Raw genomic sequence first — 24,911 nt, forward strand, 5'->3', positions numbered from 1 at the left:
TGTTCCATCCTGAAAGCGTCTTTCCCTGAAGGGCGGATGAGGAAACATTCTCATCCACCACGGGAGAGGCGCTTTCTCTTTCTCTGATTCAGATTCGATCATCGAAAAATAGTCATACCGCAGGTGATCGGAAAATCGTGTCCATCGGAGCGGAATGAGTGACATGAGCGTCCTGCCGCGTTGTCCGGATACAGGGAAAGCCTCATTTCGTAGTGAGGGTGAGGCGCGTCTCTGGATTGTCAGGCAACCGCTGATCGAAAAGATTCCGGACCGGATCTACCGGTGCCCCGGCTGTCGGTATTGGCACTTCACAGGATCCCATCATCTCACCAGTCAGAAAATCAAGCGGCGGAGAAACCACGGCAGGCGTGAAGCCGCTCCCCGACGCAGTCGCGGGAAGAGGGAGAGGAGTTGACGCGTACGCGGTCGGCGTCGCCCACGTGTGCAGTCGTCGCCGGACCTCGTCCCGCCGCGGTCCCGCGGTCGGCGTCGGCGCGTCCGGTGCGACGACTCGAACAGGAGCCGCGCACCACCAGCGGAACGGCTGCGGCACGGGCCGGCTCTGGACCCGTTCCGGTTCCAGAGCGGGCATTTCCACATGGCTCGACCAGGAAGACAAGAGATTGCGACAGAACCTGAGCAGGGGAATGGTCGTGGCCGCCGCCGCGACGAGCATTCTGTCCCTGTACGGCACGCCGGCCCTCGCGGACGCGCCCTCCGAGAAGACCCCGGGGGGCTCACCCGGCGCGCCTGCTGCTCTGCCCGGCGACAGTGCCCTCCGCACCCAGGAGGGCGGTCCCGCAAGCGCCAGCCCCAAGCACAGCGACAAGAGCACCGCGCCCGACCTGTCCACCGTGAAGTCCCGCATCAGCGGCCCCGACCTCAGCGGGACGCGGGCTGCGGCCCGTGAGTTCGCCCCGGCTGACGGCCGTCAGCACGGCGACCACTGGCGTCATGGCGAGGCTGCCGGGTACGGCGACGACGGCGGCTACGGTGACGGCGACGGCGGTGATGGCGGCGTCGTCGACCACTGGCGTCATGGCGAGGCTGCCGGGTACGGCGACGACGGCGGTGATGGCGGCGTCGTCGACCACTGGCGTCATGGCGAGGCTGCCGGGTACGGCGGCTACGGTGACGACGACAGCGGCTACGGTGACGACGACAGCGGCTACGGCGGCTACGGTGACGACGGCGACACACCTCCTACGAAGCCACCCACCACGCCGCCGACGTCACCGCCCGCCACCACGCCGCCGGTGATGTCACCGCCTGGGTCACCGCACCAGCCCCCCTCGGTCGGCGTCCCGCCACGGAAGCCACCGGTCTCGCCCCCGGCACGACCGCCCGCCCTCCCCGAGACCGGCGCCGGTGAGCAGGTACTGGCGGCATCGGGCATCGCCGCGCTGCTGCTGACGAGTGGCGCCATCCTGTATCGACGGGGCCGGGCCGGGTCCGGCCGATAGCGTCCCGCTCCGGGTGCCGGAGGAAGTACCTCCGGCACCCGGCATCCCCTTCGGCGACGGTGCGTCTCTCAGGGTGTTTCCGCGTGCCCGCGGCCCACCGGTACGGGGATCGCCCGGGCGGGCGGGGCGGCGGTGCGCAGTCGGTGGCGTACTCCTCGTACGAGCGTTGTCGCCGTGAAGGTCGCTCCGTGGACGAAGCGCATGGCGGGGCCGAACGTGGAGGCCGTCAACAGGCCTGCCAGGAACAGTCCGTGACACGAGGACTCGAAGGTCCGGCCGACAGCCGGGGACCCGTCGGATGTCGTGGTGAGACTCGCGCGCAGCTCCTCGGAGAGCAGGCCGAGCCGGTCGCGGGTCGCGCGAAACCCCGTGGCCGCGATCACGTGCTCGGTATCCACGGAGCTCAGCTCCCCAGCCCGGCTCATCGTCTCCAGCCGTACGCCACCCGGCACCGCGCGGGCCGCGACGACCTCGCGGCCGAGCATCGTCTCCACCACCGGCTCGACCCGGTCCCGCACCCACCAGGCACCCGCCGGCCCCAGCGCCGTGGCCGCGATACGGGTGCGGGTCGCCTCGGGGAGGCGACGGAAGAGGTCGGGACGCTCGGCGTAGAACCAGTTGCGCCAGCCGCAGCCGAGACCGCTGTGCGGGGTGCGGGCCGACTGCCACCACAGGCGCTGCAAGGGCGGCGGTACGTCGTTCCAGCGCAGTCGTTGTGCCCGAGCCAGCAGCCGTACGCGCGTGCCCTGTTCGGCGAGGAGCGCCGCAGTCTCCAGGGCTGCCTGGCCACCACCGATCACCGTGACGTCCATGCCGCGGAAACGGCCGAGGTCACGGTGGTCGCTGCTGTGCGTGACGAGTGCGGGATGCAGGCCGCGCAGGACGGAAGGCACCTGCGTGAAGGGCATGACGCCGACCGCCAGTGCCACCGTCCGGGCGCGCAGCACCTGTCCGTCCTCGGTGACCGCCTCGAAGCCGACCGGACCGGCCGACACCCGGCTCACCATGCGCTCGTCGACCTCGGGCACGGCGTTGCGCGCGAACCACAGGCCGTACGCGGCGAACGTCTCCACCGGGATCGGCTCCGCATGACGCGCCGTGAGCCCCGAGGCCGCGCAGTACGCGTCCAGACGCCAACGGCCCTCAGGGGCGGCGAGGTTGGAGGCCCATGGCTCAGACTTCAGAAACATGCCGCGAGCCATGTGGGCCCGCCAGGACGCCATGGGCCGCCCGAGGACGCGCAGGTCCAGCCCGGCGGCCGCGGCGTGCGACGCGATGGACAGGCCGTATGGGCCTGCGCCCACCACCAGCAGGTCGTGCATCAGCAACTGCTCGCTTTCTCTTCGTCGATGAGGGGCTGTGCGGCCGCCTGACGGGCCACGCGTGCCGATGCGGGTGCCGACCGGACCGCGCGCAGCCGCTCCCCCAGTCGACGGGACACGTGGCGGCACCAAAGGGACCACATCGCCCTGCCGGGAGCGGGATCGTCCGTGTCGTGCCAGGCCAGTTCGCGTCCGCGCGGCGCGGGCCGCAGCACGGCCAGCGGCGCGTAGTTCTCCACCACGAACGACCGCCCCAACAGAGGTGCGGCCGCCCGCAGCGGACGGTGTGTCAGGTCGAGATGCAGGGCGCGTACGACGTCCAGCCCGGCGGAGTCTGAGAAGAGCCGGAACTGGGCGCCGGGGCGCGGGTTGAAGTCGAGCAGGTGGTAGAGGCCCGTCGCACCGCAACGGCGGAAGTCGAGGTCGAGGATGCCGCGGTAGCCGAGCTCACCGGTGAGCCGCTCGGCGAGTGCCTGCACCTGCGGGTTGGCCGTCCAGCAGCCGACGGCGGTCAGGCCCGCCCCGCGTGGCCACGCCCGTTGCTTGCGGCCCGACCCGCCCGCGCGCACAGCACCGGAGCGGTCGGCGTATCCGTGGAAGAACCAGTCGCGGTCCGGACCCGGCGGCAGATACGCCTGCAGCAGCAGCGGGCTGCCGGCCTCCTCGGTGCGCAGATACAGCTCCCGGGCCTGCTGAGCGGAGTTCACCAGCACCGTGCTGCGCAGCGTGCTGCCGGCGGGCACCAGCCAGGGCCGGCTCCACTTCGCCACCAGCGGAAGTCCCAGCCGCCGGGTGGCGTCGGAGGCCTCCGACGGGCTGTCCGGGACCAGGGTCACCGGGTGCGCGATGTCCAAGGACGCGCACAGGGCGGCCAGGTCGGCCTTGTCGGCGGCGCGTTCGGGCAGAGTGCCGGGCGAGGGCAGCAGATAGGAGGGGGCGAGTTCCTCACGCATACGGCCCACGGCGACCGCGCTTGCGTCGTCCATCGGCACCAGGACGGCGGGGCGCCTGATCCGGGTGGCCACCCGGCGCAGCGCGGCGGCGATCTCGCGGGGGGACGACCCGGGCGGCGGCGGGGGATGCATTTCCCGTAGAAATCGCGATCTGGCTACGGGGCTTCCCGTGGAATCGGCGACTACATGCACCTCCACTCCCGCTCTGCCGAGCGAACGAACAGCACCCAGCGTTCCGTGGTGAAAGATATTCCGGTCGATCCGCAGCACAACGGCGGGGACGCGGGTGTCGAGCAGCTGCACGGACCTCACTCCTTCGGATCGGCTCACCCGTGCGGGCGAGCGAGGCACTCGGAAGTCGTAACCACAGTGGCGTCACGCCATTTCATGTGACTGGATGTCAGTAATACGGAGTGTCAGTAATACGGAAAGCGACGCAGAAGACCAACAGCGGCAGCGGGAACACCAGGGCTGAAACAGCAGGAGTGCGGAGAGCGGAGCAGACATGTTTCTACAGCAATGTCGGGCCCGGACCAGGCGGCCGGCGGTCGTCGCGGCGGTGGTGGCCATTTCGGCCGCGCTGGCCTCCGGTACCGGCTTCGCAGCGGGGACGGGGCCCATCGCCGGTCCTCCCGCTCCGATGGCGGCCACCCCGGCACCGACGGTGTCGACGCTGCCGGTCGACCCACCGGCCGCGCAGTCGTCGCCGAAGTCACCGCAGACATCCGCGGTCGCTCCGGACCTCACGCCCGCACCTCTCACCGAGCCGTCGAAGCCGGCCCCGTCGAGTTCTTCGGCCGCCGCGCCGACGACCTCGTCGCCCGGCAGTGAGCGCCCCGCCTTCGGCGCCTTCCTCGACTCCGGAGTCCGGGGCGTGTACGCCATGACGGGACTCAGCAGGTGGCTGGGTGGCGCCGAACTGCGCGTCGGCCACACCTATCTGCCGGGGGACCGTTGGAGCAACATCGAGGGCACGCACCGCTTCCTCGCGCCGTGGGCGCGCTGGCGCACGGCGAAGGACGACCGGATCTTCGTCCTCAACGTGCCCATGCAGGAGCGCAACGAGGAGGGCGTCTCCGACGCCGAGGTCAGGTCGCTGCTGCGGCAGGGCGCGGCCGGGCACTTCGACCATCACTTCCGTGCACTCGCCGAGCGGCTGGTCGCGTTGGACGTGCCGGACACGGTACTGGTGCTCGGCTGGGAGATGAACGGCACGACCTACACCCATCGCTGTGGACCCGACCCGACGGCATGGAAGTCGTACTGGAACAGGATCGTCACCACCATGCGTTCGGTGCCGGGCCAGGAATTCCGGTTCGACTTCACGCCGAGCCGGGGCCGGGACGCCGTTCCCTGGACGCAGTGCTACCCCGGGGACGACACGGTCGACATCATCGGAATGGACTCGTACGACCAGCCTCGAGGAGTCACCTTCGACGAGCAGGTGAAAGAACCGTACGGGCTGCAAGCGCAGGTGGATTTCGCGAAATCCCATAACAAGCCCATCTCCTATCCCGAATGGGGACTCTTCCGCAACGGTGACAACGCCGAATACATGCGGCGGATGCTCGCCTGGATCGACGAGCACAAGCCGTTGTACAACACGCTGACCGACTACTGCCCGCACGGAGTCTGGCAGTGTGCGGGCAATCCCAGATCTTCCCTGGTCTACCGGTCCGCCCTCTTCGGCCGTGCGGACGAACCGGCGACCCTGCCCGAGCCGTCCGTGCCGCCCGCGCCCACCGCGCCCACTGCGCCCACTGCGCCCACTGCGCCCACCGCGCCCACCGCGCCCACCGCGCCCACCGCGCCGTCGCCCCACAGGAACTGCCCGCCGCTGCGCCTCGGCGACTGGGGCGAGTACTGGCTCGGCGGACGGCTGTGCCTGCGTCTCGACTTGTGGTGGAGGGCTCGCTAGTGACCACTGGCGGCGGGACCCACGCGGGCCCCGCCGTCCGTGGTCGCTATCGGAAGCGACGCAGCAACTCCTTGCCCCGCCGCCGCACGGCCACGTCGCCGACCACCGCCGACATCAGCGGGGCCGTGCGCCGCCGGGCCAGCAGCAGCCGCCGGTTGGTGATGGATTCGGGGCGCCAGTGGTGTTTGTAGGGCTCGTCGCCGCGCAGCAGGCTCAGTGTGTGCAGTCTCCGGTTACCCGCGTGCTGAGTGCAGGCGTCGAGGAGTATCACCGCCACGTCGGCCTTGCGTTCCCGCAGGCGTGGGTGGGCGCCGTACAGGTAGCCGCCCGCGAGTCGGCGCGACAGCAGTGTCAGGTCCACGGCCACCACGTCGCCGTCGAGCCGGAACTCGGTGACCACGGCGTCGCCGGAACTCACCATCGGCCCCACGGAGCGCGTCAGGTGCTCGCAGAAGCGTGTCTGCAGGTGTTCCGGCGTCACGTTCCGGTCCTGCCACTGCAGCCGGTGGAGTTCGAGCAGCCGCTGAAGCGCCGGGCCCACCCGGTCCGGCGTTACGACGTGCCGCTCCACGCCGAGCGACCTCAGCTTGCGCAGCTTGGCGCGGATCCGCTGGGCCTTGCCGGACGCCAGCCGGGACACCAGTTCGTCCATGGGCACGGCGGGAAGCTCCAGGCACAGCGAGTCCTGGAGCCGGTGGCGCGGCCCGCTCCAGCGCTCGTAGACGTGCTCGACCGCTCCGCCCGGCCGCACCTCGCGGAAGTCGATGAGCGCGGTGCGGGCCGCGGACGACAGCGCCTTGGCGAGCACGGCGGCCGCCCGGTCCGCGCGTTCGTCGTCGATGAGGACGTCCCCGTAGTCGGAGATCGTCCCGCCGAGCGGTACGAGCCTGGGCACCGGGCCGCGCCGGAGCATCAAGGGCGCGGCGGCCACGAGTTCGCTGCCCTCGCGCACGAGCACAAGACGCAGCCGGCCGGGCCTGCCGTACGAGAGCCACCATGAGTGCAACCAGGCGTGGCTCTGAAACGGGGTCGCCGCACCGCACCGCTCGTACAGTCGCCCCCAACCGGGGGCCACTTCGGCGAAGGCACGCGCGTCGGTGACGAGTTCCGTGGTGTACGGCGTCGTCACAGCTGTCCGTGTACGTCGGCGGCGACGGCCGGGCCGGGCACCGCCGCGGGGAGGATGGGGGTGTCGTCGCTTTCCGTCCGCTTCGGCCGCACGAGCAGCGCCAGGCCGCCCAGCAGGCCGCCCGCGCTCGTGCCGACCAGACCGGTCACCACCGGTGACGCGGACGACGGCTCGGTCGGCCGCACTGCCGGTGAGAACGGGACGAGTTCGACGTGGGTGCTGTCCTTGGTCCTGTTCGCGTGGCGGGTCAGCGCGCTGGTGACCGCGTTGGCCATGCCGGAGGCGAGGCCGGGTCGAGGAGAGGTGGCCGAGACGGCGATCATCGGCGCGTCCGGCGAGGTGGCGGCCCGCACATTCCGCCGCAGTGTCCGTGCCGACACGCCCGCCGACGACTGCGCGTCCCCGAGCACCGCGAGCTGCGTGGAGGCACGGCCGTACGCCTGTGCGAAGCCGAGTGTGGAGGTCGGGTCGGAATTCTTGCTGGGTACGGCGACGACATAGCTGGTCGCCGTGTAGGTCGGGGCCTTGAGCGCGCCGTAGGCACCGCCGGCCAGGCCGCCGACGAGCATGCCGGTCGCGAGCAGCAACCAGGGCCGCAGGAGGCCGGCGCGGCCCGCTTGGCCGGGCTGCCGGCGAAATCGAGTGGGGTTGTCGGTCATGACGAACCGGCCTCCTGGAGTGAGGTGGGCATGGAGTGGGACATCGCTGCCGTGTACACGTTCATCAGCTGTGCGGCGCTGTGGGAGATGTTGTAGTGGTGCGCGGCCTCCGCAGCCGTACGGGGCCGCGGGCCGGCCGCGCGCACTGCGGCGACGGCACGGGCGTACGCCACGGGGCCGCCACGCACGCGTAGGGCACCGGTGGCGGCCTGCGCGGGCAGGTCCTCCATCGCCGGGCAGGATGTGTAGAGCACGGGCAGGCCGGCCGCCAGGGCCTCCACGACCGCCAGCCCGAAGGCTTCCTCCGGGGACGGTGAGGCGAGCAGGTCCATGGCGAACGCGAGTGAGGGCACGTCGGGGCCGGAGGAGGCGTCGGGGACGTTGGGGCGCTCGCCGGTGAACAGGACGCGGTCGGCCACGCCCGCCTCGTGGGCGGTACGGCGCAGGACGTTGTCCTCCGGGCCGCCACCGACCAGCAACAGCCAGTGGTCGGCCGGCAGCAGGGCCATCGCCCGGATGAGGACGTCGAAGCGCTTGCCCGCGGTGAGGCGGCCGATCCCGCCGACGACGTAGGCGTCCTCCGGCAGTCCGAGGCGTCGGCGGGTGTGGTGGCGCTGGGAGGCGTCGAAGCGGAAACGAGCCAGGTCGATCCCGTTGGGAACGACCTCGATGCGTGGGGAGGGCACGCCCCAGCGTTCGAGACGGTCGGCCACCGCGGGGGAGACGGCGACGGTGGCGGAGCCGAGGCGCTCGCTGGCGAGGTAGAGCGCGCGGACGCCCGCCGTCAGCCTCCGGCCTTCCATCTGGGAGTCGCCGAGGGAATGTTCGGTGGCGACCACGGCCCGGACGCCGGCGAGTCGGGCGGCCAACCGGCCGTAGACGCAGGCGCGATAGAGGTGGGTGTGGACCAGGTCGTAGCCACCGGTGCGGATCAGTCGGGTCAGGCGGGGGAGTGCGGACAGGTCGTGGTTGGCGCCCATACCGAGGTGGTGCACGCGCACTCCGTCGGCAGCGAGCCCGTCGGCGACGGCGCCCGGGTTGGTGAGGGTCACCACCTCGCAGTCGATGCTGAGGTGCCGCAGCAGCAGGCGGAGCTGTTGTTCGGCGCCGCCGACGCCCAGACCGGTGATGACGTGCAGCGCTTTCATGTCACACACCCTCCACTCGGCGCCGGCGCAGCCGATGCAGCCGGTGTTTGAGGTGCAGCCGCCAGGTTGTGTCGTTCTGACCGATGTGCAGACGGGGGAGGGCGTGCGGGCCGGTCAGGGGGCCGGGATCGATGGCGCAGGCGTAGGTGTATCCGGCTTCGCGTACGGCGGCCACGGCGCGGCGGTCGATCGTGCCGTACGGGTAGCAGAAGCCGTCGACCGGAGCACCGATCAGCTCCGTCAGCAGTGCCTTGCTGCCGCTGACCTCGGCCTGCAGAGTGGCATCGTCGACCCGGGTGAGATCGACGTGTGTCAGCCCGTGCGAACCGATCTCCACGCCGGCGTCGGCCGCCCGCCGGACACCGTCCGCTGACAGCAGCGGCTTGCGCGGGCCGAGCGGGTCCCATTCGTTGACGCCCCCGAGGCGGGCGGGCAGGACGAAGAGGGTGGCACCGCAGTTCCAGTGGCGCAGCGCCGGCAGCGCGTGCCCCAGGAAGTCGGCGTACCCGTCGTCGAAGGTGAGACCGATCAGGCGCCTCCCCTTGCCCCGGGCGCGGGCGGCGAGCAGTTCGCGCAGCGACACACCGCGCAGCCGGTGCCGGCGCAGCCAGGCCAGCTGCCGCTCCAACCGTTCGGGCGTGACCGTGATGCGGTACGGGTCGTCGGAGCAGTCGCCCACGGAGTGGTACATCGCCACCCACGGGACGGGACGGGGGCGCCCGGCCGAGCGTCTGCCCGTGCCGATTGATTCAACTGGAACGACCATGCCTCAGCCTCCGAGTGACGGCACCTACGGAATGGAGCGCGGATGTGCGGCCCTGGGTGTCCATGGCCAGGTCGAGCAGGAGGAAGACGGCGGTCACGGTCACGCAGCCGACCGCGAGACCGAGCATCGGGGACCCCGGCACGCCGGAGGCGTACCAGCCCGCCGCAGTGGCGGTCACCGCCGCCCGCAGCGGCCCGCCCAGGTCGGACAGCACGTGCCGGGTACGGAGGCGGACCCCGAGTGGCCCGCCGTGCTGCGCGGGCCGACGCCGACGGGCCGCGGTCCAAGTCGAGAAGGCGAACGAACTCGGTCCCGTGGCGCTTCCGGCTCGCCGTGTGCTCTCGGGACGGGCGCACCCGTCCCGCTTCTGGGCGAGGCCGACGAGCAGCAGAACGGCCGTGACGGTGATGCCGGCGGCGTTGGCGCCGGCGATCGCCAGCACACCTCCGGAGTCCACGGTCGCCACCCCGATCCAGGTGGTCGCGATGACACCCGCGGTCATGGCGCCGATCGGATACCAGGTGGGCCGCCCCGCCGAGAAGTACGTGCGGATCAGTACACCCACCAACGTCTGGCCGAGCAGCCCGAGGGCGTACACACGCAGGGCCTCCGCTGTCGCCACCGTGTCCTGTGCGGTGAACGCACCCCGCTGGAACAGGATCTCGATGATCTGCGGCGCACAGGCGACCACTGTGGCCGCGCCGAAGAGCACCAGGCGGCAAGCCAGGGCGAGGTCCCGCTCCACGCGGGCGCGGGCCCGCTCCGTGTCGCCGTCGGCGAGCGCCTGCGCGATCACCGGGAAGGTGACGGTGCACAGCATCAGCGACAGCGTCATCGGGATCTGGGCCACCTTCTGCGCGTAGTTGAGGTGCGAGATGGCCCCGGCGGGAAGGGTGGAGGCGAGGAGGCGTTCGATCAGTACCTGGGACTGGCGGCACATGGCGAAGATGAGAACGCTGCTGATCAGGGCGAGGTTCATCGGGCATACTTCGACGCCGCTGCCGGAAGCGGCCGGGCCGCGAGTCCTGAACAGACGCAGCAGGGAGGGCAGCTGGGCCGCGACCATCAGGCAGCCGCCCATCGCCACACCGGCCGCCGCCGATCGCACGCCCCAGCGCTCGCCGAGCAGGAACATCGCGGTGATGATGCCGGTGTTGTACGCCACGTAGATCGTGGCCGGGGCCAGGAAGCGACGGTGCGCCCGCAGAGCCGCGCTGCAGTACCCGGCGAGCCCGAAGCTCAGTACACAGGTCGCTGTCAGCCGGGTGCAGTCGGCGGCGAGACCGGGGTCGGGGAGCCCGGGTGCCAGCGCCTCGACCAGGTAGCGGGCTCCCACGATGATCAGCGCGGATACGGCGACGAAGCCGAGGGCCAGGCGGGGCAGGGTGCCGGTGACGAGAGAGCGGACCGGGTCGCCGGAGACACCCTGGGCGCGCCGGGCCAGGGCCAGGCTGAAAGCCGGGATCATCGCGATGGCCAGGCCGTCCTCGATGAGGAGCGTGGCGGCGAACTCCGGTACGGTCCACGCGACCAGAAAGGCGTCCGTCTCGATGCCCGCTCCGAAGAGCTGGGCCAGTGCCTGATCCCGCACCAGACCGAGCAGTGCCCCGGCGACCGACAGCGACGCCGTGATCAGGGTGGCCCTCGCGATGAACTTCCCCGAGGCCGCAGGGGAGTCGGTGCCGACCGCGCCCTGCGTGGCCGCCCGTGCCGCGGGTACGGCCGCCGCGTCGGTCCCGGAAACGGGCGCAGGCGGAGTCTGCGGCGTCATGGACATCGCGTCACGCTCTCAGGCGCGTTCGCGCGTACCGGAACCGCCGGGGCGGCCTGCGCCTTGCCGTTCCCGGCCAGCGCCCACCACGCCACCATCCCGAGGGCCACGGCGGCCAGCACGGTGGAGGGGCCGCCGATGTCGGCGTACGCGAAGTCGGTGAGCTGCCAGACCAGCAGTCCGCAGGCGACCAGCCCGCAGCCGAGGCCGTGCGGCCCCGACGCGCGTGCCCGCACGGTCGCCCGCAGCGCACACACCAGCAGCGTCAGCCAGCTTCCGGCGAACGCCGTCAGCCCGAGCAGGCCCTGTTCGCTCAGCACCAGCAGGTACATGCTGTGCGGTGACAGCAGCGGTTGCCTCCGGTACGCGGCCCCCGCGCCGTCGGTGTCGCTGCCCGACGACAGCGTCAGCGAGGCGTACGTGTCCCGGTACTCGGGGAACCCTTTCAACCCGACGCCGGTCAGTGAGTGTTCGCGCCACATGTCGGTCGCGGCCGCCCACATCGTGTACCGGTCGGCGACGGACTGGTCGGGGGCGTCGGCGACCTGCGTGATGCTCTCGATCCGCTCCTCCAGCAGCGCTGTGCCGACACCGAGTCCGCCCACCAGGACCACGCCCGCCGCGACTACGGCCGCAGCCACCTTGAGCGCGCGCCGCAACCCGGCCAGGATCAGCTGCACCGTGCAGGTCACAGCCGTCGCGATCCAGGCGCCCCGGCTGAAGGACAGCGCGAGCGGCAGCAGCAGCGCCAACGCGCACGCGAGGGCGACTGCCCGTTCTCGTACGGAGGTCCGCCCGAGCGCGAGGGCGAACGCGCACACGAGGCCGAGGCCCACCACCGTTGCCATCCCCATCACGTCCTGCGGCCCGAACGTGCCGACGGCCCGGATCTGCTCGCCCTGGAAGGAGGCGCCGGTCCGGGTGACGTACTGGTGCACCCCGACGGCCCCCTGCCAGCCCGCGAGCGCTACGAACGACCAGGCCAGCAGCCGGAAGTCGCCCAGGCCGCGGATCAGCAGCAGGACCGCCGCCGGGACGAGCACGAAGATCTGCAGATACCGGCCCATGCCGGTGACCCCGGCCTCGGGTGAGTATGCCCCCAGGGCAGCGACGGCCAGCCCGAGGACCGGCAGGCCCAGCACCACGGCGGCCGTACGTGGCAAGGGGCGTCGCCGGTCGCGTACGAGGCGGATCACACAGAAGAGCACCAGGAATCCGGACATCGCGTCGGCTGGACCAGGGCCGCCCTCGCCGCTCGGGTCGAGCGGCAAGGCCAGCAGGGCGAGCACGGCCACCACGGGAAGGACCGGCGTCAGGACGGCGCCGCGGCGCGCGAGCGGTGCCACTGCGAGGCTCATGCGCTCAGCTTCCTGTCGGGCGCGTGAGCGTGCCCACGGTGCGCAACAGAATGCACACGTCCTGCCACAGCGACCAGTTGTCGATGTAGACGTTGTCGAACCGGAAGCGGTCCTCGATGGACGTGTCGCCACGCAGTCCATGGACCTGGGCGAGGCCGGTGATGCCGGTCCGCATACGGTGGCGAGCCGCGTAGCCGGGGTAGGACTCGCTGAACTGTCCGACGAAGTAGGGGCGCTCCGGCCGAGGCCCTACCAGACTCATGTCGCCCCGCAGCACGTTCCACAGCTGGAGGAGCTCATCGAGCGAGGTGCGCCGCAGCATGCGGCAGAAACCGCGCATCTCGTGTTCGTTCGCCACGCTCCACCGGGTCGCCGCCTCGTGCTCGTCGAGGGGACGGTGGGTGCGGAACTTCAACAGCGTGAACGGCTTTCCGTCCTTGCCGATGCGCTCCTGCCGGAACACCACGCCCGGCCCGTCGCTGATCCGCAGTGCCACCGCGCACACCAGCAACAGGGGACTGACCAGCAGCAGCAGCGTCGCCGACACAAGGACGTCGAATGCCCGTTTGCCCGCACTGGCGAGTGGGGTCGCGGACCTCTGCAGAAGCCGACAGGAGAACCCGGCCAGTTGCTCCTTCGTCGCGTACGACGGAGAGTCCGCGTCCACCTCCCACACCGCGCAGCCCCACTCGGCCAGCGCGCTCAGCAGCGGTCCCTGCTGGGACCGTACGGAAGGGTCGACGGCCAGCGCCGCCCGAACGCCGTTCTGGACGACCGCCCTCGCGACCTCTTCACCGGTGGTCAGAACCGGCAGGCCCCCGGCGCCGTCCTGCTGTTCGGCCACGACTCCCACCGGCCGTAGCCCGCACCGGGGGTGGCGCAGCAGGGCGGCGGCCACGCGTTGCGCGGTCGCCGCCGGGCCGATGACGAGCGCGGCGCCGGGGTTGCGCAGCAGCGCGGAGCGGCACCACGCGTGCACGATGCCGCGTAGCGCGCAACTCGCCGCGGCCTGCACGGCGAAGCCCACCAACAGGGTGCCGGCGGACAATGCGTGCTCCGGCCGGTGGGCCGCCGCCAGCGCGGCGAGCGCCAGCCAGGCCACCGCGGTCCGGCCACAGAGAGCGGGCAGTTCGTCGAGGACGCCCGGTAGCGGCAGGCACGTGCGATGTGGGCGCAGCAGCACAAACGCGGCCAGCAAGGCCAAGGCGAGCGGATGGAGCTGAGGCCCGGTCAGGGTCAGGACACCCAGCAGGGCGGCCGTGCCGTCCGCGACGAGCAGGGATACCGGCGACGCCGACCCCGGGGGCCGCGGCCTGCCGGCGGGTCGCAGGGCGCTCGGGACGGCCTCGCGCGTCGGCATGACCGAGACGGGCGGGGCTCCGTGTTCGTGGGGGTGTGTGGCGGGGGAGGAGATGGTACTGTCCGCGGTCACGAGTGGATGGACTCCCTATGCTGCGGGGGTGCGACGCGGGGATCGGGTCGCACGCCGATCAGATGGCGGTAGACGTCCGTAACTGCCTCGGCGGTGTGCCGCACGTCGTGCGAGGACAGGACGTACTGGAGCCCCTGGCGGCCGAGCGATGCGCGCAGCGGCGGGTCGAGCAGAAGGTCGGCAAGTGCCCTGGCAAGCGTCGCCGGGTTCTCGGGCGGGACCAGGCAGTGGGGTGCGAGGGAGAGGGGCAGGCTCTCGCGGGCACCGTCGACGTCTGTGGTCACCACCGGCCGGCCGCAGGCCATCGCTTCGAGCGGGGCCAGCGCCATGCCCTCCCAACGGGACGGCAGGACGACGAGGTCCGCGGCCTGGTACCAGGGGACGACGTCGGCGACTGCACCCGTGAAAAGCACGGATTCCGGCGCGCACGCCCGAAGCCGGTCGCGGTCCGGCCCGTCGCCGACCAGGACGAGACGCGCGCCGGGCACCCGCCGGGCGACGGAACTCCACGCTCTCAGCAGTACGGCCTGGCCCTTCTGCCGGCACAGCCGCCCCACACAGACCACGAGCGGCGCGGCGGGATCGACCTCGCGCAACGGCCTCAGGCCGGCCCGTACGGTACCGGCGGACGCGGGGCGGAAGCGCTGTAGGTCGACGCCGTTGGGGATGACGCACCACCGTCCGCTGATCCCGGCGCGCATGCCGGTCATGCGCTCCGCCTCACTCACGCACACCACCTGGGAGGCCCAACGCACCCCCCACCGCTCCCAGGCCCGCGCGAGCGCCGAGGCGGCCCCGCCGGTGGCCTCGAACGACCAGGCGTGCGGCTGGAACACGGTGGGGATCCTCCCCCGGACGGCGAGCCGTCCGGCGAGCCCGGCCTTCGCGCTGTGCGCGTGCACCAGGTGAGGGCGTACGTCATCGATCACGCGTGCGAGATGTCGTACCTCCCGCACGAGCGCCGGACCCGGTGACCGCGTCGCGTGCCAGTGCCGTACGTCCGCCCCCAGTTGCCGGAGGCCTGTGGTGAGTGCCCCGTCGGGGCAGGCCACCGTGACGGCCAGGCCGGCCGTGAGCTGCGCCCGCACCAGGTCCGTCACGACGCGGGCGACTCCGGCCTCCACGGGCTGGGTGAGGTGCAGGACCCGCGGCCGACAGGCAGTTGTTGACGTGTGCATGCGTGATCTCCTCGCGCGCGGGACGCTCGGGACGGGAGGAAGGCGCCTTACCGCAGGGCGTCGACGGCGACGAAGAGCACGCCGGCCCAGACCCGGTCCCGCTGTGACACGACTCGGAAGGTCAGCTGATCGCCGCCGCGGCGTAGGCCAGTTCCGAGATTGAACACATCGGAGTCGTAGCCGAGGGTGCGGGCGTACGCCGGCACCCGCTTCGGCCCTGACGCTCCCGGTTCACTGATCGTGGAGTTCAGGACGTCGTCGCGGGGATTGGCGGAGTCGGTGAGGGCGGTGACCTCGGTGCGGTGTGGGGCGGAGGACGCGCGGGCGGTCGTGAGGGTGAGGGTGTCGCCGGTCGCGCCTTGGTCGCCGTCGTACGTCACCAGGCCCGCTCGGCCGCCCGCCCCTGCCGGGAAACGCATCCCGCGCAGCCGGATCTCCTGCCCCGCACCGGACTTCAGCTCGTCGAAGCCGTCCCAGACGGCGAGGTGTCGCAACGGCTGCTCCGGGTTCTCGTACGCCACCACCAGTGTCCAGCCACCCCACGCACCGGCCGTCGACCTTCCCATCGCCACGTTGACCTGTGCCACGGTGTACAGACCGGGCCCGCTCTCCCGCACCAGTCTCGTGACGTCCGCCGAGGCCTGGAAGGCGTCCGCACCGTGTGCCACACGGTGGCCGACGACCGTGTCCGCGAGGACCTCCTTGTACTCACCGCCTGGTTCGGCGACCAGCACCCGTCCATTGTCCTTGGGCGGCTTCTGTTCGCCGACGCGCAGGTTGCCGCCCCAGTACAGCCGTGCGTAGCTGACCCGTGAGCCCTCGGGTACACGGACCTCCGCGCGGGAGGAGTTGTAGGTGTTCGGGTCCTTGTCGACGTCGACGTACGTCATGTCGAAGTCACCGTTCACCCCGGTCGCGCCCTCCCGGGCGGCTGGGCAGGAAGGTGCTGTGGACGGCGGGAACCGGTGGCTCGGCAGTGGTGAACGGCAGGTGATGGAGACGTTGGCCGCACGGACGATCCCGCCGTGCTGGAGGGCGTGGTACCGCTGGGCGAAGGGGATACTGCCGGCCTCCTGCGAGGAGGCTGCCACAGGCGCGAGCGCCAGGGCACCGGTGGGAGCCCACATCCCGGCGAGCGCGAGGGCGCCCACCGTCGTACGGCGCAGCAGAAGGGCTAGGGAGTAGCGCATGACCGGCGCTGTCCTTTCGGGAAGGCGGAAGTGCCAGGGGGAGCCAGAAGCGATGTGCGTGCTGTCGGGACGCGTCCAGGCGTGCGCAAACTCTAGCCTTCGTGGGACATAAACTAATCAAATGGTGCAAGTGTGTCGGATTGGTGAAGTAGGGAGCTTTCTGGTTTCTCTTCACCGGCCGTACCCCCCGGGACGCGCCGTGTCCGACGCGACGTCGGGTACCCCGCCGGAGCGGCCCTGCCGCTTGACGGGCCCTGGGCGCATGGCCTGAAGCCACGGCGTGTCGCGTCCGCACGCCTCGGCAGTTCGGCAGGTTCGGTGGCGCGGGTGGGGGCCACCGGACGAACCGCGTCGGCGCAGGTTTCCGCTCTTACTGGTGGCCCCTCCCGGCTTTCGGAGGCAAATCCTTCAGAGGTTTCATATGAGTACTCGGCGATCTCCCGCACGCGGGTTTCCAGACCGGTCGGCGCTCGTTGTGCTCGATGTCAGAATCCACCCCGGCTACCCAGGTTGCCGAAGGAAGGAACGCACATGAAGTCGCTGAAAGCTGCTGCCGTCGTCACTGGGTCCCTGATCATCGCCGGTGCCGCCGCGCCCGCGTTCGCCCAGAGCGCCACCGAGGTGGTGCACAAGAACCTCAACGATGCGGTGAGGACGCTCGACAAGGGCCCCGTCCAGACGCAGCCGCTGAGGGGGGGCGCGCTCGACCCCAAGGGGAAGGGAAAGAAGAAGGGGGCACTGCTGACCACGGTCGAGCGCACGTCCACCGCCCTGGGAAACGGCACCCCACTGCTGGGCGGTCTGCCGCAGCAGAAGTGAGAACGTCTCCAGCCGCGATGCTGGCCGCGTCTTGACCGGCGTTTCTGGCATTACCCGGTGGTTGCTCAACAGAGGCCGATTCCGCGCGTGCGGTGTCGGCCTCCGTGTTGCCCGTGTGACTGCAATCGCGATGCTGAAATCTCTTGTTCAGGTGATGTGCAAGGAGCCCGGGGAGAATTGGATGTGGTGGAGAATTTTGATGCCGACGTGCAAGTCGAGCAGGAGGTCCAGAATGAGAATCTCCGACAGAGTCCCCGAAAAGGCCGTGACCGGGTCGGTGGACACCGCGGCCGGTTGCTCGTCGCTCGCCGTCGACTCCACGGAGTTCGCCGGGCGGAGGCACATGCTGCGGGGGTTGTCCGCGTCAGTGGCCGGGATGGCACTTGCTCCCTTCTTGGTGGCCTCGGGGACGGCCGGGCCGGAGAGAGCAAGTTTCCGGGAGACGTATCGCGGACGGCGCATCGTCGTCGTCCCGGACGGCGCCGGGCTGTTGGGCGACGACACCTCCGGCGGGTGGCACGTCACCGTGGACGGGCGGCCGCTTCACCTCATGCGCCGTGTCGACGGCAGCTGGATGACCATGGTCGACCACTACCAGTCGTATCCGACGCCACTCGCCGCGGCGCGCGCCGCCGTGGACGAACTCGGCCCCACCGCGCAGTTGGGCGCGGCAAACGCAACCGCCGGCCGCACGGACGCCGGCGGTACGCCGCACGGCGGCCAGGGAATCGAGGGGGAGCACCGACATGGTGTACACGCGTAGGGACGTCGGCACACTCACCCTTGCCGAGCGGCGCCGGTTCGTCGCCGCGCTGATCGAGGTCAAACGCCGCGGTGAGTACGACGAGTTCGTCCGTATGCACATCGAGTACTTCCTTCCCGACGGTGAGAACGGCCCGCGCACGGCTCACATGGCACCCTCCTTCCTGCCCTGGCACCGCAGGTTCGTGCTGGACATGGAGAGGGCGCTGCGTCGCGTGGACGAGTCGGTGACCGTGCCGTACTGGGACTGGACACGCGACCGTGCCTCGACGGCCGTGCCGTGGACCGAGGACCTTCTCGGCGGCACCGGGCGGCCTTCCGACCGGCAGGTCATGACCGGTCCTTTCGCCTATCGCCACGGCCGGTGGACCATCAATGAGGGGATCACCGACGTCGAGTACCTCATGCGGGACCTGGGCCGTCCACGCGACCCGATGGCCCTGCCCACGGCCCGGGACGTGGAGGACGCGCTCGCGGACCCGGTCTACGACACCGCCCCCTGGAACTCCACGTCCGCCAAGGGGTTCCGCAACAAGCTGGAGGGGTGGGGGCAGGGGCGCGGCGCCGTGTCCTGGCGCAACCACAACCGGGTCCACCGGTGGGTCGGCGGCCACATGGTGAGCGGCGCCTCCGTCAACGACCCCGTCTTCTGGATGCACCACGCCTTCGTCGACCTGGTGTGGTCCCGCTGGCAGCGGCGGCACCGGAACGCCCGCTATCTCCCCGCGAAGCCCCCCGGCCCGAAGGACGCCCAGCACGGCCGGATCGTCGCGCGGCACGAGAGGATGCCGCCGTGGGACGTGACTCCGGACGAACTGGAGGATCACAGCGCGGTCTACCGCTACGTGTAGCAGACGCGACCGCCTGCGGGTGGGCCTCTCACGGGCCTGATCTGTCCTGGCTCCGCTTCGCGCGAGGCCGGACGGGGTGGTGACAACCGCGTCATCCAAGGCGCGGCCGATGGCGCGCCGTGGCCCGCGCCGGGGTCTGTCGAGCGGAACGAAGCCGGCAACGCCACGGCACCCGACGAGTGTTCTGTCTCGTCAGGTTGTCCCGGGTTCGACGTAATTCGCGGGTTCTAGTAGGACTTCGTTAAGTTGCTCTGGCCCTTGGGTTCGGGTTGGTGGTGGACGTTCTGGGCATGGGGCGGTGGCAGGTGGTGCAGGTGCCGGTCCAGCAGTTCAGCAGGTCCTGGATGGTGTCGAGGATCTGGTAGAGGGTGAGCCTGCTGTATAGGCCTTTGGGGTCAGGCGCTGTTCGGTGAGGAAGGCGTGGGCGGCGGTGACCAGGGTGACGTGGTGATGCCGGCCCGCCCAGGAGCGGCCTTCGAAGTGGTCCAGGCCGAGGCCGTGCTTGAGTTCGCGGTAGTCGTGTTCGATGCGCCAGCGGATCTTCGCCAGTCGGACCAGTTCGGCGAGGGAGAGTGTGTCGGGCAGGTTGGACAGCCAGTAGCCGGTGTGCGCCTCGGCGCCGGCAGGTCATTCGACCAGCAGCCTGACGTCGGGCAGGACGCCGTCCCAGCAGTCTTCGTCTGTGGCGCCGGCCTGGGCCAGGCGTCGGGACTTGACCCCGGCCGGTCGCACCCGCAGGGATCAGGAAATGCGAACGCATCGGCCCGCAGGAGCCTTCCCGCCAGGTCACCTCGGTGAAGGCCTGCCGCCCCTGGCCCGCCACGAGCGCGGCCACCGGGGACGGCTTGTCGCGGTAACGGGGCTGAGGGCGGCGGCCTGGCCCCGCAAGCGGCACCGCAGGATCCTCGACCTCGCCATGAAGCACGCGATCAGGCGCGGCCTCCTCCGGGACAACCCTCTACCCAAGGGCAAGGAGGCGAAGGCCGTCACCAGGACGAGCTATGCCGTGGACAAGCGCTGCCTCCTCAACGCCGATCAAGCGCCGGCACTCCTCGGCCACGTCTGGAAGCGGTCCCGGGGAGGCAAGCGGCTGCACGCGTTCTTCGCGACGCTGTACTACTGCGGGCCGCGTCCGGAAGAGGCCGTGGCCATGCGCGTGGCCGATGTGAAGCTGCCCGGTAGCGATGCCGCCGACCAGTGGAGCGAACTGGTGATCCACAGCGCGACTCCGGAAGTCGGCAAGCAGTGGACGGACAAGGGGGACATCCACGAACGGCGCGACCTCAAGGGCCGGGCCGAAGGTGAGACACGCACGGTGCCGGGGCACCCCGCCCTGACCCGCATTCTGCGCCAGCACATCGAGGACGCGCAGCTGAAGCCCGGCCTCCTCTTCCAGGGGAGAACGGCGGCATCCTCGCGGGATCCGTCATCCGCCGGGCCTGGCGCGGCGCTCGGCAAGCCGTGCTGCCACCGCACGTCTTCGACTCGCCGACGGGCAGGCGGGTCTACGACAATCGCCACACACGCCTCACCAAGTGGCTCAACGGCGGAATACCGCCCGCTCAGGTCGCCGAGTGGGCCGGCAACAGCGTGCCCGTGTTGCTGGCCACCTACGCCCGGTGCGTCGACGGGCAGCTGCCTGACCTGAAACGGCGGCTCGAAACCTCTGGAGACCTGCCGGATCCTGTCGAAGATCAGTGCGCTGATTCCCCTGGGGCTCGCCGGAAGTCGTCCTGATCGGAGCCCAGAACTTCGACACGTATTCGACACGGCAACCCGCAGAATCCCGTTGACAGCCGTACAGCCCCGGAATCCCACCCTCGGCCATGCAGGGGTCTCCGGGGCTTTCTGTCGGATCCCGGTATGGCGTCTGACCAGCAAAAACGCCCTCCCGGAGGAGGGCGGGGTGTGGGCGCCCCCGGCAGGACTCGAACCTGCGGCCAAGCGCTTAGAAGGCGCCTGCTCTATCCACTGAGCTACGGGGGCCGGGTGTGGTGGCCTCTGTCTTGGTGCCCGGGTGTGGGCTGATCCGTGACGTTGCCGGGGACAAGGATAGGGCTCCCGAGTCCTTGTCCCTGTTGCTTCGCCTCCGTGGCTCAATGTGGAGGTTCGGTGAAGCGGTCCTGATAATCGCAGGCAGGTACGAATCGTGCACCTCTTTTGCCGCCTCGGACCCCGGGTGTTGTGCACTCGTTATGCCTGCGCCCCTCTCGTCCCGTCCGTCCCGTGTGTCCTGTCGGCGCGCAGACGTACTTATATGCTTCAGAAAGTCCACAAAATTGGGCATTCTTCGCATGTGGTGACCTTGGACGTACGGCCTCAGCTGCTCGACGCGCTCTCCGCCCTGCGCGACCGTGTCGCCGCCGCGCGCTTCCCGCTGCCCCTGGCAGGAGCCCCGCGCGCGCGTGCCAACCGCGACGAACTGCTCGCGCAACTCGACGACTACTTGGTGCCCCGGTTGCGACAACCCGAAGCACCGTTGCTGGCGGTGGTCGGCGGGTCCACCGGAGCCGGCAAGTCCACGCTGGTGAACTCCCTGGTGGGACGGAAGGTGAGCGAGGCCGGCGTACTGCGGCCGACGACCCGCACGCCCGTCCTGATCTGCCATCCCGAGGACCATCACTGGTTCAGCGGCATGCGGGTCCTGCCGAACCTCACGCGCGCCTGGGCGCCGCCGCGGGACCCCGGTCAGGACTCGAACGACGACGCGTTCCCGCCGGACGGCGACGGTGGCGGCGGCAAGAGGGGCGAGCGCTTCCTGCGCATCGAGACCGCCGACAGCCTGCCGCCCGGTCTTGCCCTCCTCGACGCACCCGACGTCGACTCCCTGGACGCCGACAACCGGGTCCTCGCCGCCGAACTCATCTGCGCCGCCGACATCTGGGTGATGGTCACCACGGCTTCCCGCTACGCCGACGCCGTGCCGTGGCATCTGCTGCGGACCGCGAAGGAACACCGGGCGACCCTGGTCACCGTGCTCGACCGGGTGCCCCACCAGGTCGTCTCCGAGGTCTCCCGCCAGTACGGGGCGCTGCTGACCAAGGCCGGACTCGGCGACGTACCCCGCTTCACCGTCCCCGAACTCCCCGAGTCCGCCTGGGGCGGCGGGTTGCTGCCGGGCACCGCCGTCGCGCCGCTGCGGACCTGGCTCATCCAGCAGGCGACCGATCCGGCGGCCCGTCACCAGGCCATGGCCCGCACCGCGCACGGGGTCCTCGACTCGCTGCGGTCCCGGATGCCCGAGCTGGCGAGCGCGGCGGCCCAGCAGTACTCCGCCGCCCTCCGGCTCACCGCCGCCGTCGACACGGCGTACGACAGCGAGCACACGCGCGTGAAGGGCCGTTTGCAGGCGGGGGCCGTGCTCGCGGGTGACGCCCTCAAACGATGGCGCAGTTACCCCCTCGACTGCACCGCCGGCGAACTGCTCGACGCCCTGGGCGAGAGCCTCGGCACCCTGCTGCTGTGCGCGGTCACCGCCGCCGACGAACGCATCAGCGAGGCATGGAGCCGCGAACCGGCGGCCGTGGCAGCTGGACTGACGGAGCGTGACACGACGGGGGAGAGCGTCGAGCACCGCATCGGGATGACCGTACGGCGTTGGCGGCGCGTCCTGGAGGAGTACGCCGAGGAAGAGGTGCGCGACCTCGACCGGAGCGTCGCCCCGGACACGGAGGTGGTGGCCGCCCTGGGCGCCACGGCCCTGCTGGGCGGCCGGCGGGCCCGGTCCGCCGGGGAGGGGCTCGCACAACGGATCGGGGCGCACGGCGCGCTGCGGCTGCGCGACCGCGGTGGACGGCTGCTCACCGATTACCTCGAACGGGCGCTCGATGCCGAGCGCGACCGCCGGCTCGCCCCGCTCGACGCCCTCGAGGTGCACCCCGACCCGCAGGCCGAACTCATCGCCGCCCTGTCCGTACTGCAGAAGGAGAGGTGACCGTCGTGACCGCCGTCACTGATCACACGGATCAGACCGGGGACGACCTTCCCGAGAAGGGTGACGTCAGACCGGCCCGTCAGGAGCCCGGCAGGGAGTTCGGCAAGGCGTTCGGCAAGGAGATCGACGGGAAGTTCGGCAAGGACTTCGGCTACGACGTCGGCGCGGAGTTCGGCAAGAAGGTCGGCAAGATGGTCGATGAGAAGGGCGAGGACCGGGCCAACGGCCTTGCCGCCGGGGCCGAGCGTTCGGAGGGGGCCGGGGAACGGGGCGCGATCGGAGGGCGGGAGAGGACCACCGCCGCTCCGTCGGTGCGCCCGCACCGTGAGCCGCGTCCGGGGGACGGCGAGAACGACCTCCACGCGCGCGTGGACGACCGTTCCGGTGGCGGCGCGTCCCGCCGTGAACTCCCCGGAACGCCCGGTGACGGGTTCCGGGGCGCGTCCGCGCGTGCGGAATCGGGCGCCGTGCCTACGGAGTCCGGTGACCCCTGGGACGACGGGCTCATCGCCCGGCGTGCGACCGAGGCGGGGCCCGCCGAGCGGATCACGGCAGTGGAGACCAGGGTCCCGGTCGCGCAATCGGTCGTCCCACTCGCCTACGACGGGCAACTGCGGTCGCGGCTCGACGCGCTGCGCGAGCTGGTGGGACAGTCCCGCACCCGGCTGGACAGCGCCACCCTCGCGGAGGCGGGGCGGGTGTTGGACGAGGCGGCGGCGCGGCGCAGGCTCTCCGGGCAGCACACGGTCGTCGCCATCGCGGGCGCCACCGGCAGCGGCAAGTCGACGCTGTTCAACGCGCTCGCGGGAGTGGCGATCTCGGAGACGGGCGTCCGGCGGCCCACCACGGCCGCGCCCATCGCGTGCAGTTGGAGCGACGGAGCGGCGAGCCTCATCGACCGGCTGGGGATTCCGGGACGGCTGCGGCGGCGGCCGTTGCAGAGCGCCGAGGCGGAGGCGCAGTTGCGCGGCCTCGTCCTCGTGGATCTGCCCGACCACGACTCGGCGGCCGTGCAGCATCGCGAACAGGTCGACCGGATCCTGGCGCTGGTGGACGCCGTCATCTGGGTCGTCGACCCGGAGAAGTACGCCGACGCCGTCCTCCACGAGCGCTACCTGCGGCCCCTGGCCGGGCACGCGGAGGTCATGTTCGTCGTCCTCAACCAGGTGGACCGGCTCCCGGGGGAGGCCTCCCACCAGGTGCTCGACGATCTGCGGCGCCTGCTCGACGAGGACGGCGTCGCACTGGGGGAACATGGCGAACCCGGGGCCACCGTGCTCGCGCTGTCCGCGCTCACCGGGGACGGCGTGGGCGAACTGCGGGACGCGCTGGAGCAGTTCGTGGCCGAGCGGGGCGCCCCCGCCCGCCGGGTCCGCGCCGATCTGGACGCAGCGGCGGCGCGGCTGTGGCCGGTGTACGCCAATCAGCGGCGCGCAGGGCTCAGCGAGAGGGCGCGCGACGAGTTCGCCGGGCGCCTCGCGGACGCTGTCGGCGCCACCGCTGCGGGCGAGGCCGCCGAGCGTGCCTGGCTGCGCAACGCCAACCGCGCATGCGGGACGCCCTGGCTGCGGCTGTGGCGCTGGTACCAGGACCTGAGCGAACCCCCGACGGGGCGGCTCGCCCTGAAGACGCCCGTGGACGAGGAGGCCACCGCCCGACAGCGCGTCGAACAGGCCGTACGTACGTTGTCCGAGCGCGCGGCGACGGGATTGCCCGAGCCCTGGGCCCAGGCGGTGCGCGAGGCGGCCGTACGGGGGGCGCAGGGGCTGCCCGAGGCGCTGGACGAGCTGGCGGTGCGGGCCGGGGCTCCGACGGAGCGGCCGCCGCGGCCGAGCTGGTGGCCGGCGGCGGTGCTCGCACAGGCCTCCATGACGTTGGTCCAAGTCGTGGGAGGGCTGTGGTTGCTGGGGCAGATCATTGGGTTCATGGCACCGAATCTCGGGGTGCCGGTGCTGCTGATGGTGATCGGCATCGTCGGCGGTCCGGCCGTCGAGTGGGGATGCCGGCTGGCGGCACGCGGTCCGGCACGGCGTTACGGCGATGAGGCGGAACGGCGGTTGCGGGAGGCCGCCGCCGGGTGCGGCCGGGCCCGGGTGCTGGATCCGGTGGCCGCCGAACTGCTGCGGTATCGGGAGGTACGGGAGCAGTACGGACGGGTGTTGGGGGCGGCGCCTGTGAGGTGAGGTGAGACGAGCTCGGCGTTTCACCCCCTCGGGTGACGGAGTTTTCCACAACCGGCGAGTAGCACACAGGGCTCA

19 protein-coding genes, 1 tRNA gene and 1 pseudogene are annotated in these 24,911 nt (G+C 71.2%); 8 read left to right on the top strand and 13 right to left on the bottom strand.

The window, feature by feature from the left end; translation table 11 throughout:
• The first annotated feature begins 623 nt into the window (after positions 1–623).
• The gene (locus P8T65_RS29985) at positions 624–1,463 is read left to right on the top strand and encodes an LPXTG cell wall anchor domain-containing protein (RefSeq protein WP_316728295.1); all 840 of its coding nucleotides are present in this window, start codon (positions 624–626) and stop codon (positions 1,461–1,463) included.
• Positions 1,464–1,531: 68 nt separating this feature from the next.
• Here the strand turns inward: P8T65_RS29985 and P8T65_RS29990 are convergent, their stop codons facing one another.
• Positions 1,532–2,785, bottom strand: a complete 1,254-nt coding sequence (locus tag P8T65_RS29990; RefSeq protein WP_316728296.1) for an NAD(P)-binding domain-containing protein — start codon at positions 2,783–2,785, stop codon at positions 1,532–1,534.
• A complete protein-coding gene (locus P8T65_RS29995; RefSeq protein ID WP_316728297.1) occupies positions 2,785–4,041 on the bottom strand; it encodes an ATP-grasp domain-containing protein in 1,257 nt (418 codons plus the stop codon). Before P8T65_RS29995 ends, P8T65_RS29990 begins: the two co-directional genes overlap by 1 nt.
• Before the next feature lie 202 nt (positions 4,042–4,243).
• Between P8T65_RS29995 and P8T65_RS30000 the strand changes: the two genes are divergently transcribed.
• Entirely contained in the window at positions 4,244–5,656 is a 1,413-nt protein-coding gene (locus P8T65_RS30000) for a glycosyl hydrolase (protein ID WP_316728298.1), read from the top strand.
• A 46-nt stretch (positions 5,657–5,702) separates the two neighbouring features.
• Here the strand turns inward: P8T65_RS30000 and P8T65_RS30005 are convergent, their stop codons facing one another.
• From P8T65_RS30005 to P8T65_RS30045, 9 genes are read right to left on the bottom strand one after another with little or no spacing between them, the layout of a single operon-like run.
• Complete coding sequence (locus P8T65_RS30005; protein WP_316728299.1) at positions 5,703–6,785, bottom strand: GNAT family N-acetyltransferase; 1,083 nt, start codon at positions 6,783–6,785, stop codon at positions 5,703–5,705.
• On the bottom strand, positions 6,782–7,444 hold the full coding sequence (locus P8T65_RS30010) for a lipopolysaccharide biosynthesis protein (protein WP_316728300.1): 663 nt from the start codon (positions 7,442–7,444) through the stop codon (positions 6,782–6,784). The genes P8T65_RS30005 and P8T65_RS30010 overlap by 4 nt, the downstream gene beginning before the upstream one ends.
• The gene (locus tag P8T65_RS30015) at positions 7,441–8,592 is read right to left on the bottom strand and encodes a glycosyltransferase (RefSeq protein WP_316728301.1); all 1,152 of its coding nucleotides are present in this window, start codon (positions 8,590–8,592) and stop codon (positions 7,441–7,443) included. Before P8T65_RS30015 ends, P8T65_RS30010 begins: the two co-directional genes overlap by 4 nt.
• Position 8,593: 1 nt before the next feature.
• On the bottom strand, positions 8,594–9,358 hold the full coding sequence (locus tag P8T65_RS30020) for a polysaccharide deacetylase family protein (protein WP_316728302.1): 765 nt from the start codon (positions 9,356–9,358) through the stop codon (positions 8,594–8,596).
• Positions 9,342–11,135 (bottom strand): lipid II flippase MurJ, encoded by a 1,794-nt coding sequence (locus P8T65_RS30025; protein WP_316728303.1) that lies wholly within the window; start codon positions 11,133–11,135, stop codon positions 9,342–9,344. The genes P8T65_RS30020 and P8T65_RS30025 overlap by 17 nt, the downstream gene beginning before the upstream one ends.
• Positions 11,126–12,487 carry an O-antigen ligase family protein gene (locus P8T65_RS30030; RefSeq protein WP_316728304.1) on the bottom strand — a complete coding sequence of 454 codons (1,362 nt, stop codon included), beginning with the start codon at positions 12,485–12,487 and terminating at the stop codon, positions 11,126–11,128. The genes P8T65_RS30025 and P8T65_RS30030 overlap by 10 nt, the downstream gene beginning before the upstream one ends.
• Before the next feature lie 4 nt (positions 12,488–12,491).
• Positions 12,492–13,919, bottom strand: coding sequence for an exopolysaccharide biosynthesis polyprenyl glycosylphosphotransferase (locus P8T65_RS30035; RefSeq protein WP_316728305.1), 1,428 nt, complete (start codon positions 13,917–13,919; stop codon positions 12,492–12,494).
• Entirely contained in the window at positions 13,916–15,097 is a 1,182-nt protein-coding gene (locus P8T65_RS30040) for a glycosyltransferase family 4 protein (RefSeq protein ID WP_316728306.1), read from the bottom strand. Before P8T65_RS30040 ends, P8T65_RS30035 begins: the two co-directional genes overlap by 4 nt.
• Before the next feature lie 47 nt (positions 15,098–15,144).
• Positions 15,145–16,287: a DUF3344 domain-containing protein gene (locus P8T65_RS30045; RefSeq protein WP_316728307.1), complete on the bottom strand. Its 1,143-nt coding sequence runs from the start codon at positions 16,285–16,287 to the stop codon at positions 15,145–15,147.
• Between the two features lie 531 nt (positions 16,288–16,818).
• Between P8T65_RS30045 and P8T65_RS30050 the strand changes: the two genes are divergently transcribed.
• The 3 genes from P8T65_RS30050 to P8T65_RS30060 all read left to right on the top strand — a co-directional run bounded on the left by P8T65_RS30050 (position 16,819) and on the right by P8T65_RS30060 (position 18,719).
• Positions 16,819–17,106 (top strand): hypothetical protein, encoded by a 288-nt coding sequence (locus P8T65_RS30050; protein ID WP_316728308.1) that lies wholly within the window; start codon positions 16,819–16,821, stop codon positions 17,104–17,106.
• 232 nt (positions 17,107–17,338) lie between these two features.
• The gene (locus P8T65_RS30055; RefSeq protein WP_399100777.1) at positions 17,339–17,869 is read left to right on the top strand and encodes a tyrosinase family oxidase copper chaperone; all 531 of its coding nucleotides are present in this window, start codon (positions 17,339–17,341) and stop codon (positions 17,867–17,869) included.
• Positions 17,853–18,719 (top strand): tyrosinase family protein, encoded by an 867-nt coding sequence (locus P8T65_RS30060; RefSeq protein ID WP_316728309.1) that lies wholly within the window; start codon positions 17,853–17,855, stop codon positions 18,717–18,719. The genes P8T65_RS30055 and P8T65_RS30060 overlap by 17 nt, the downstream gene beginning before the upstream one ends.
• A gap of 330 nt (positions 18,720–19,049) precedes the next feature.
• On the opposite strand, the pseudogene P8T65_RS30065 reads toward P8T65_RS30060, so the two are convergent.
• Positions 19,050–19,620, bottom strand: a pseudogene (locus tag P8T65_RS30065) (transposase); the annotation flags it as partial.
• Between the two features lie 15 nt (positions 19,621–19,635).
• Between P8T65_RS30065 and P8T65_RS30070 the strand changes: the two are divergent.
• Positions 19,636–20,367, top strand: coding sequence for a hypothetical protein (locus tag P8T65_RS30070; protein ID WP_316728310.1), 732 nt, complete (start codon positions 19,636–19,638; stop codon positions 20,365–20,367).
• Positions 20,368–20,632: 265 nt separating this feature from the next.
• Here P8T65_RS30070 and P8T65_RS30075 read toward each other — a convergent pair.
• A tRNA-Arg gene (locus tag P8T65_RS30075) sits at positions 20,633–20,705 on the bottom strand.
• Between the two features lie 271 nt (positions 20,706–20,976).
• Here P8T65_RS30075 and P8T65_RS30080 point away from each other — a divergent pair.
• Together P8T65_RS30080 and P8T65_RS30085 are read left to right on the top strand one after the other, a co-directional pair.
• Positions 20,977–22,653 carry a dynamin family protein gene (locus tag P8T65_RS30080; protein WP_316728311.1) on the top strand — a complete coding sequence of 559 codons (1,677 nt, stop codon included), beginning with the start codon at positions 20,977–20,979 and terminating at the stop codon, positions 22,651–22,653.
• On the top strand, positions 22,650–24,836 hold the full coding sequence (locus P8T65_RS30085) for a GTPase (protein WP_316728312.1): 2,187 nt from the start codon (positions 22,650–22,652) through the stop codon (positions 24,834–24,836). The genes P8T65_RS30080 and P8T65_RS30085 overlap by 4 nt, the downstream gene beginning before the upstream one ends.
• Positions 24,837–24,911 lie beyond the last annotated feature (75 nt).

Origin of the sequence: Streptomyces sp. 11x1 (genome assembly GCF_032598905.1) — a bacterium.
In the GTDB taxonomy this organism is placed as follows: Bacteria; Actinomycetota; Actinomycetes; order Streptomycetales; family Streptomycetaceae; genus Streptomyces.

Bases quoted from the DNA above. Each gene is read 5' to 3' on its own strand.
- P8T65_RS30055 (WP_399100777.1), top strand. From the start codon at position 17,339: ATGAGAATCTCCGACAGAGTCCCCGAAAAGGCCGTGACCGGGTCGGTG.
- P8T65_RS30070 (WP_316728310.1), top strand. From the start codon at position 19,636: ATGAAGCACGCGATCAGGCGCGGCCTCCTCCGGGACAACCCTCTACCC.
- P8T65_RS30040 (WP_316728306.1), bottom strand. From the start codon at position 15,097: ATGCACACGTCAACAACTGCCTGTCGGCCGCGGGTCCTGCACCTCACC.
- P8T65_RS30030 (WP_316728304.1), bottom strand. From the start codon at position 12,487: ATGAGCCTCGCAGTGGCACCGCTCGCGCGCCGCGGCGCCGTCCTGACG.
- P8T65_RS30050 (WP_316728308.1), top strand. From the start codon at position 16,819: ATGAAGTCGCTGAAAGCTGCTGCCGTCGTCACTGGGTCCCTGATCATC.
- P8T65_RS30000 (WP_316728298.1), top strand. From the start codon at position 4,244: ATGTTTCTACAGCAATGTCGGGCCCGGACCAGGCGGCCGGCGGTCGTC.
- P8T65_RS30025 (WP_316728303.1), bottom strand. From the start codon at position 11,135: ATGTCCATGACGCCGCAGACTCCGCCTGCGCCCGTTTCCGGGACCGAC.
- P8T65_RS29990 (WP_316728296.1), bottom strand. From the start codon at position 2,785: ATGCACGACCTGCTGGTGGTGGGCGCAGGCCCATACGGCCTGTCCATC.
- P8T65_RS30020 (WP_316728302.1), bottom strand. From the start codon at position 9,358: ATGGTCGTTCCAGTTGAATCAATCGGCACGGGCAGACGCTCGGCCGGG.
- P8T65_RS30010 (WP_316728300.1), bottom strand. From the start codon at position 7,444: ATGACCGACAACCCCACTCGATTTCGCCGGCAGCCCGGCCAAGCGGGC.
- P8T65_RS30060 (WP_316728309.1), top strand. From the start codon at position 17,853: ATGGTGTACACGCGTAGGGACGTCGGCACACTCACCCTTGCCGAGCGG.
- P8T65_RS30015 (WP_316728301.1), bottom strand. From the start codon at position 8,592: ATGAAAGCGCTGCACGTCATCACCGGTCTGGGCGTCGGCGGCGCCGAA.
- P8T65_RS30080 (WP_316728311.1), top strand. From the start codon at position 20,977: ATGCTTCAGAAAGTCCACAAAATTGGGCATTCTTCGCATGTGGTGACC.
- P8T65_RS30045 (WP_316728307.1), bottom strand. From the start codon at position 16,287: ATGCGCTACTCCCTAGCCCTTCTGCTGCGCCGTACGACGGTGGGCGCC.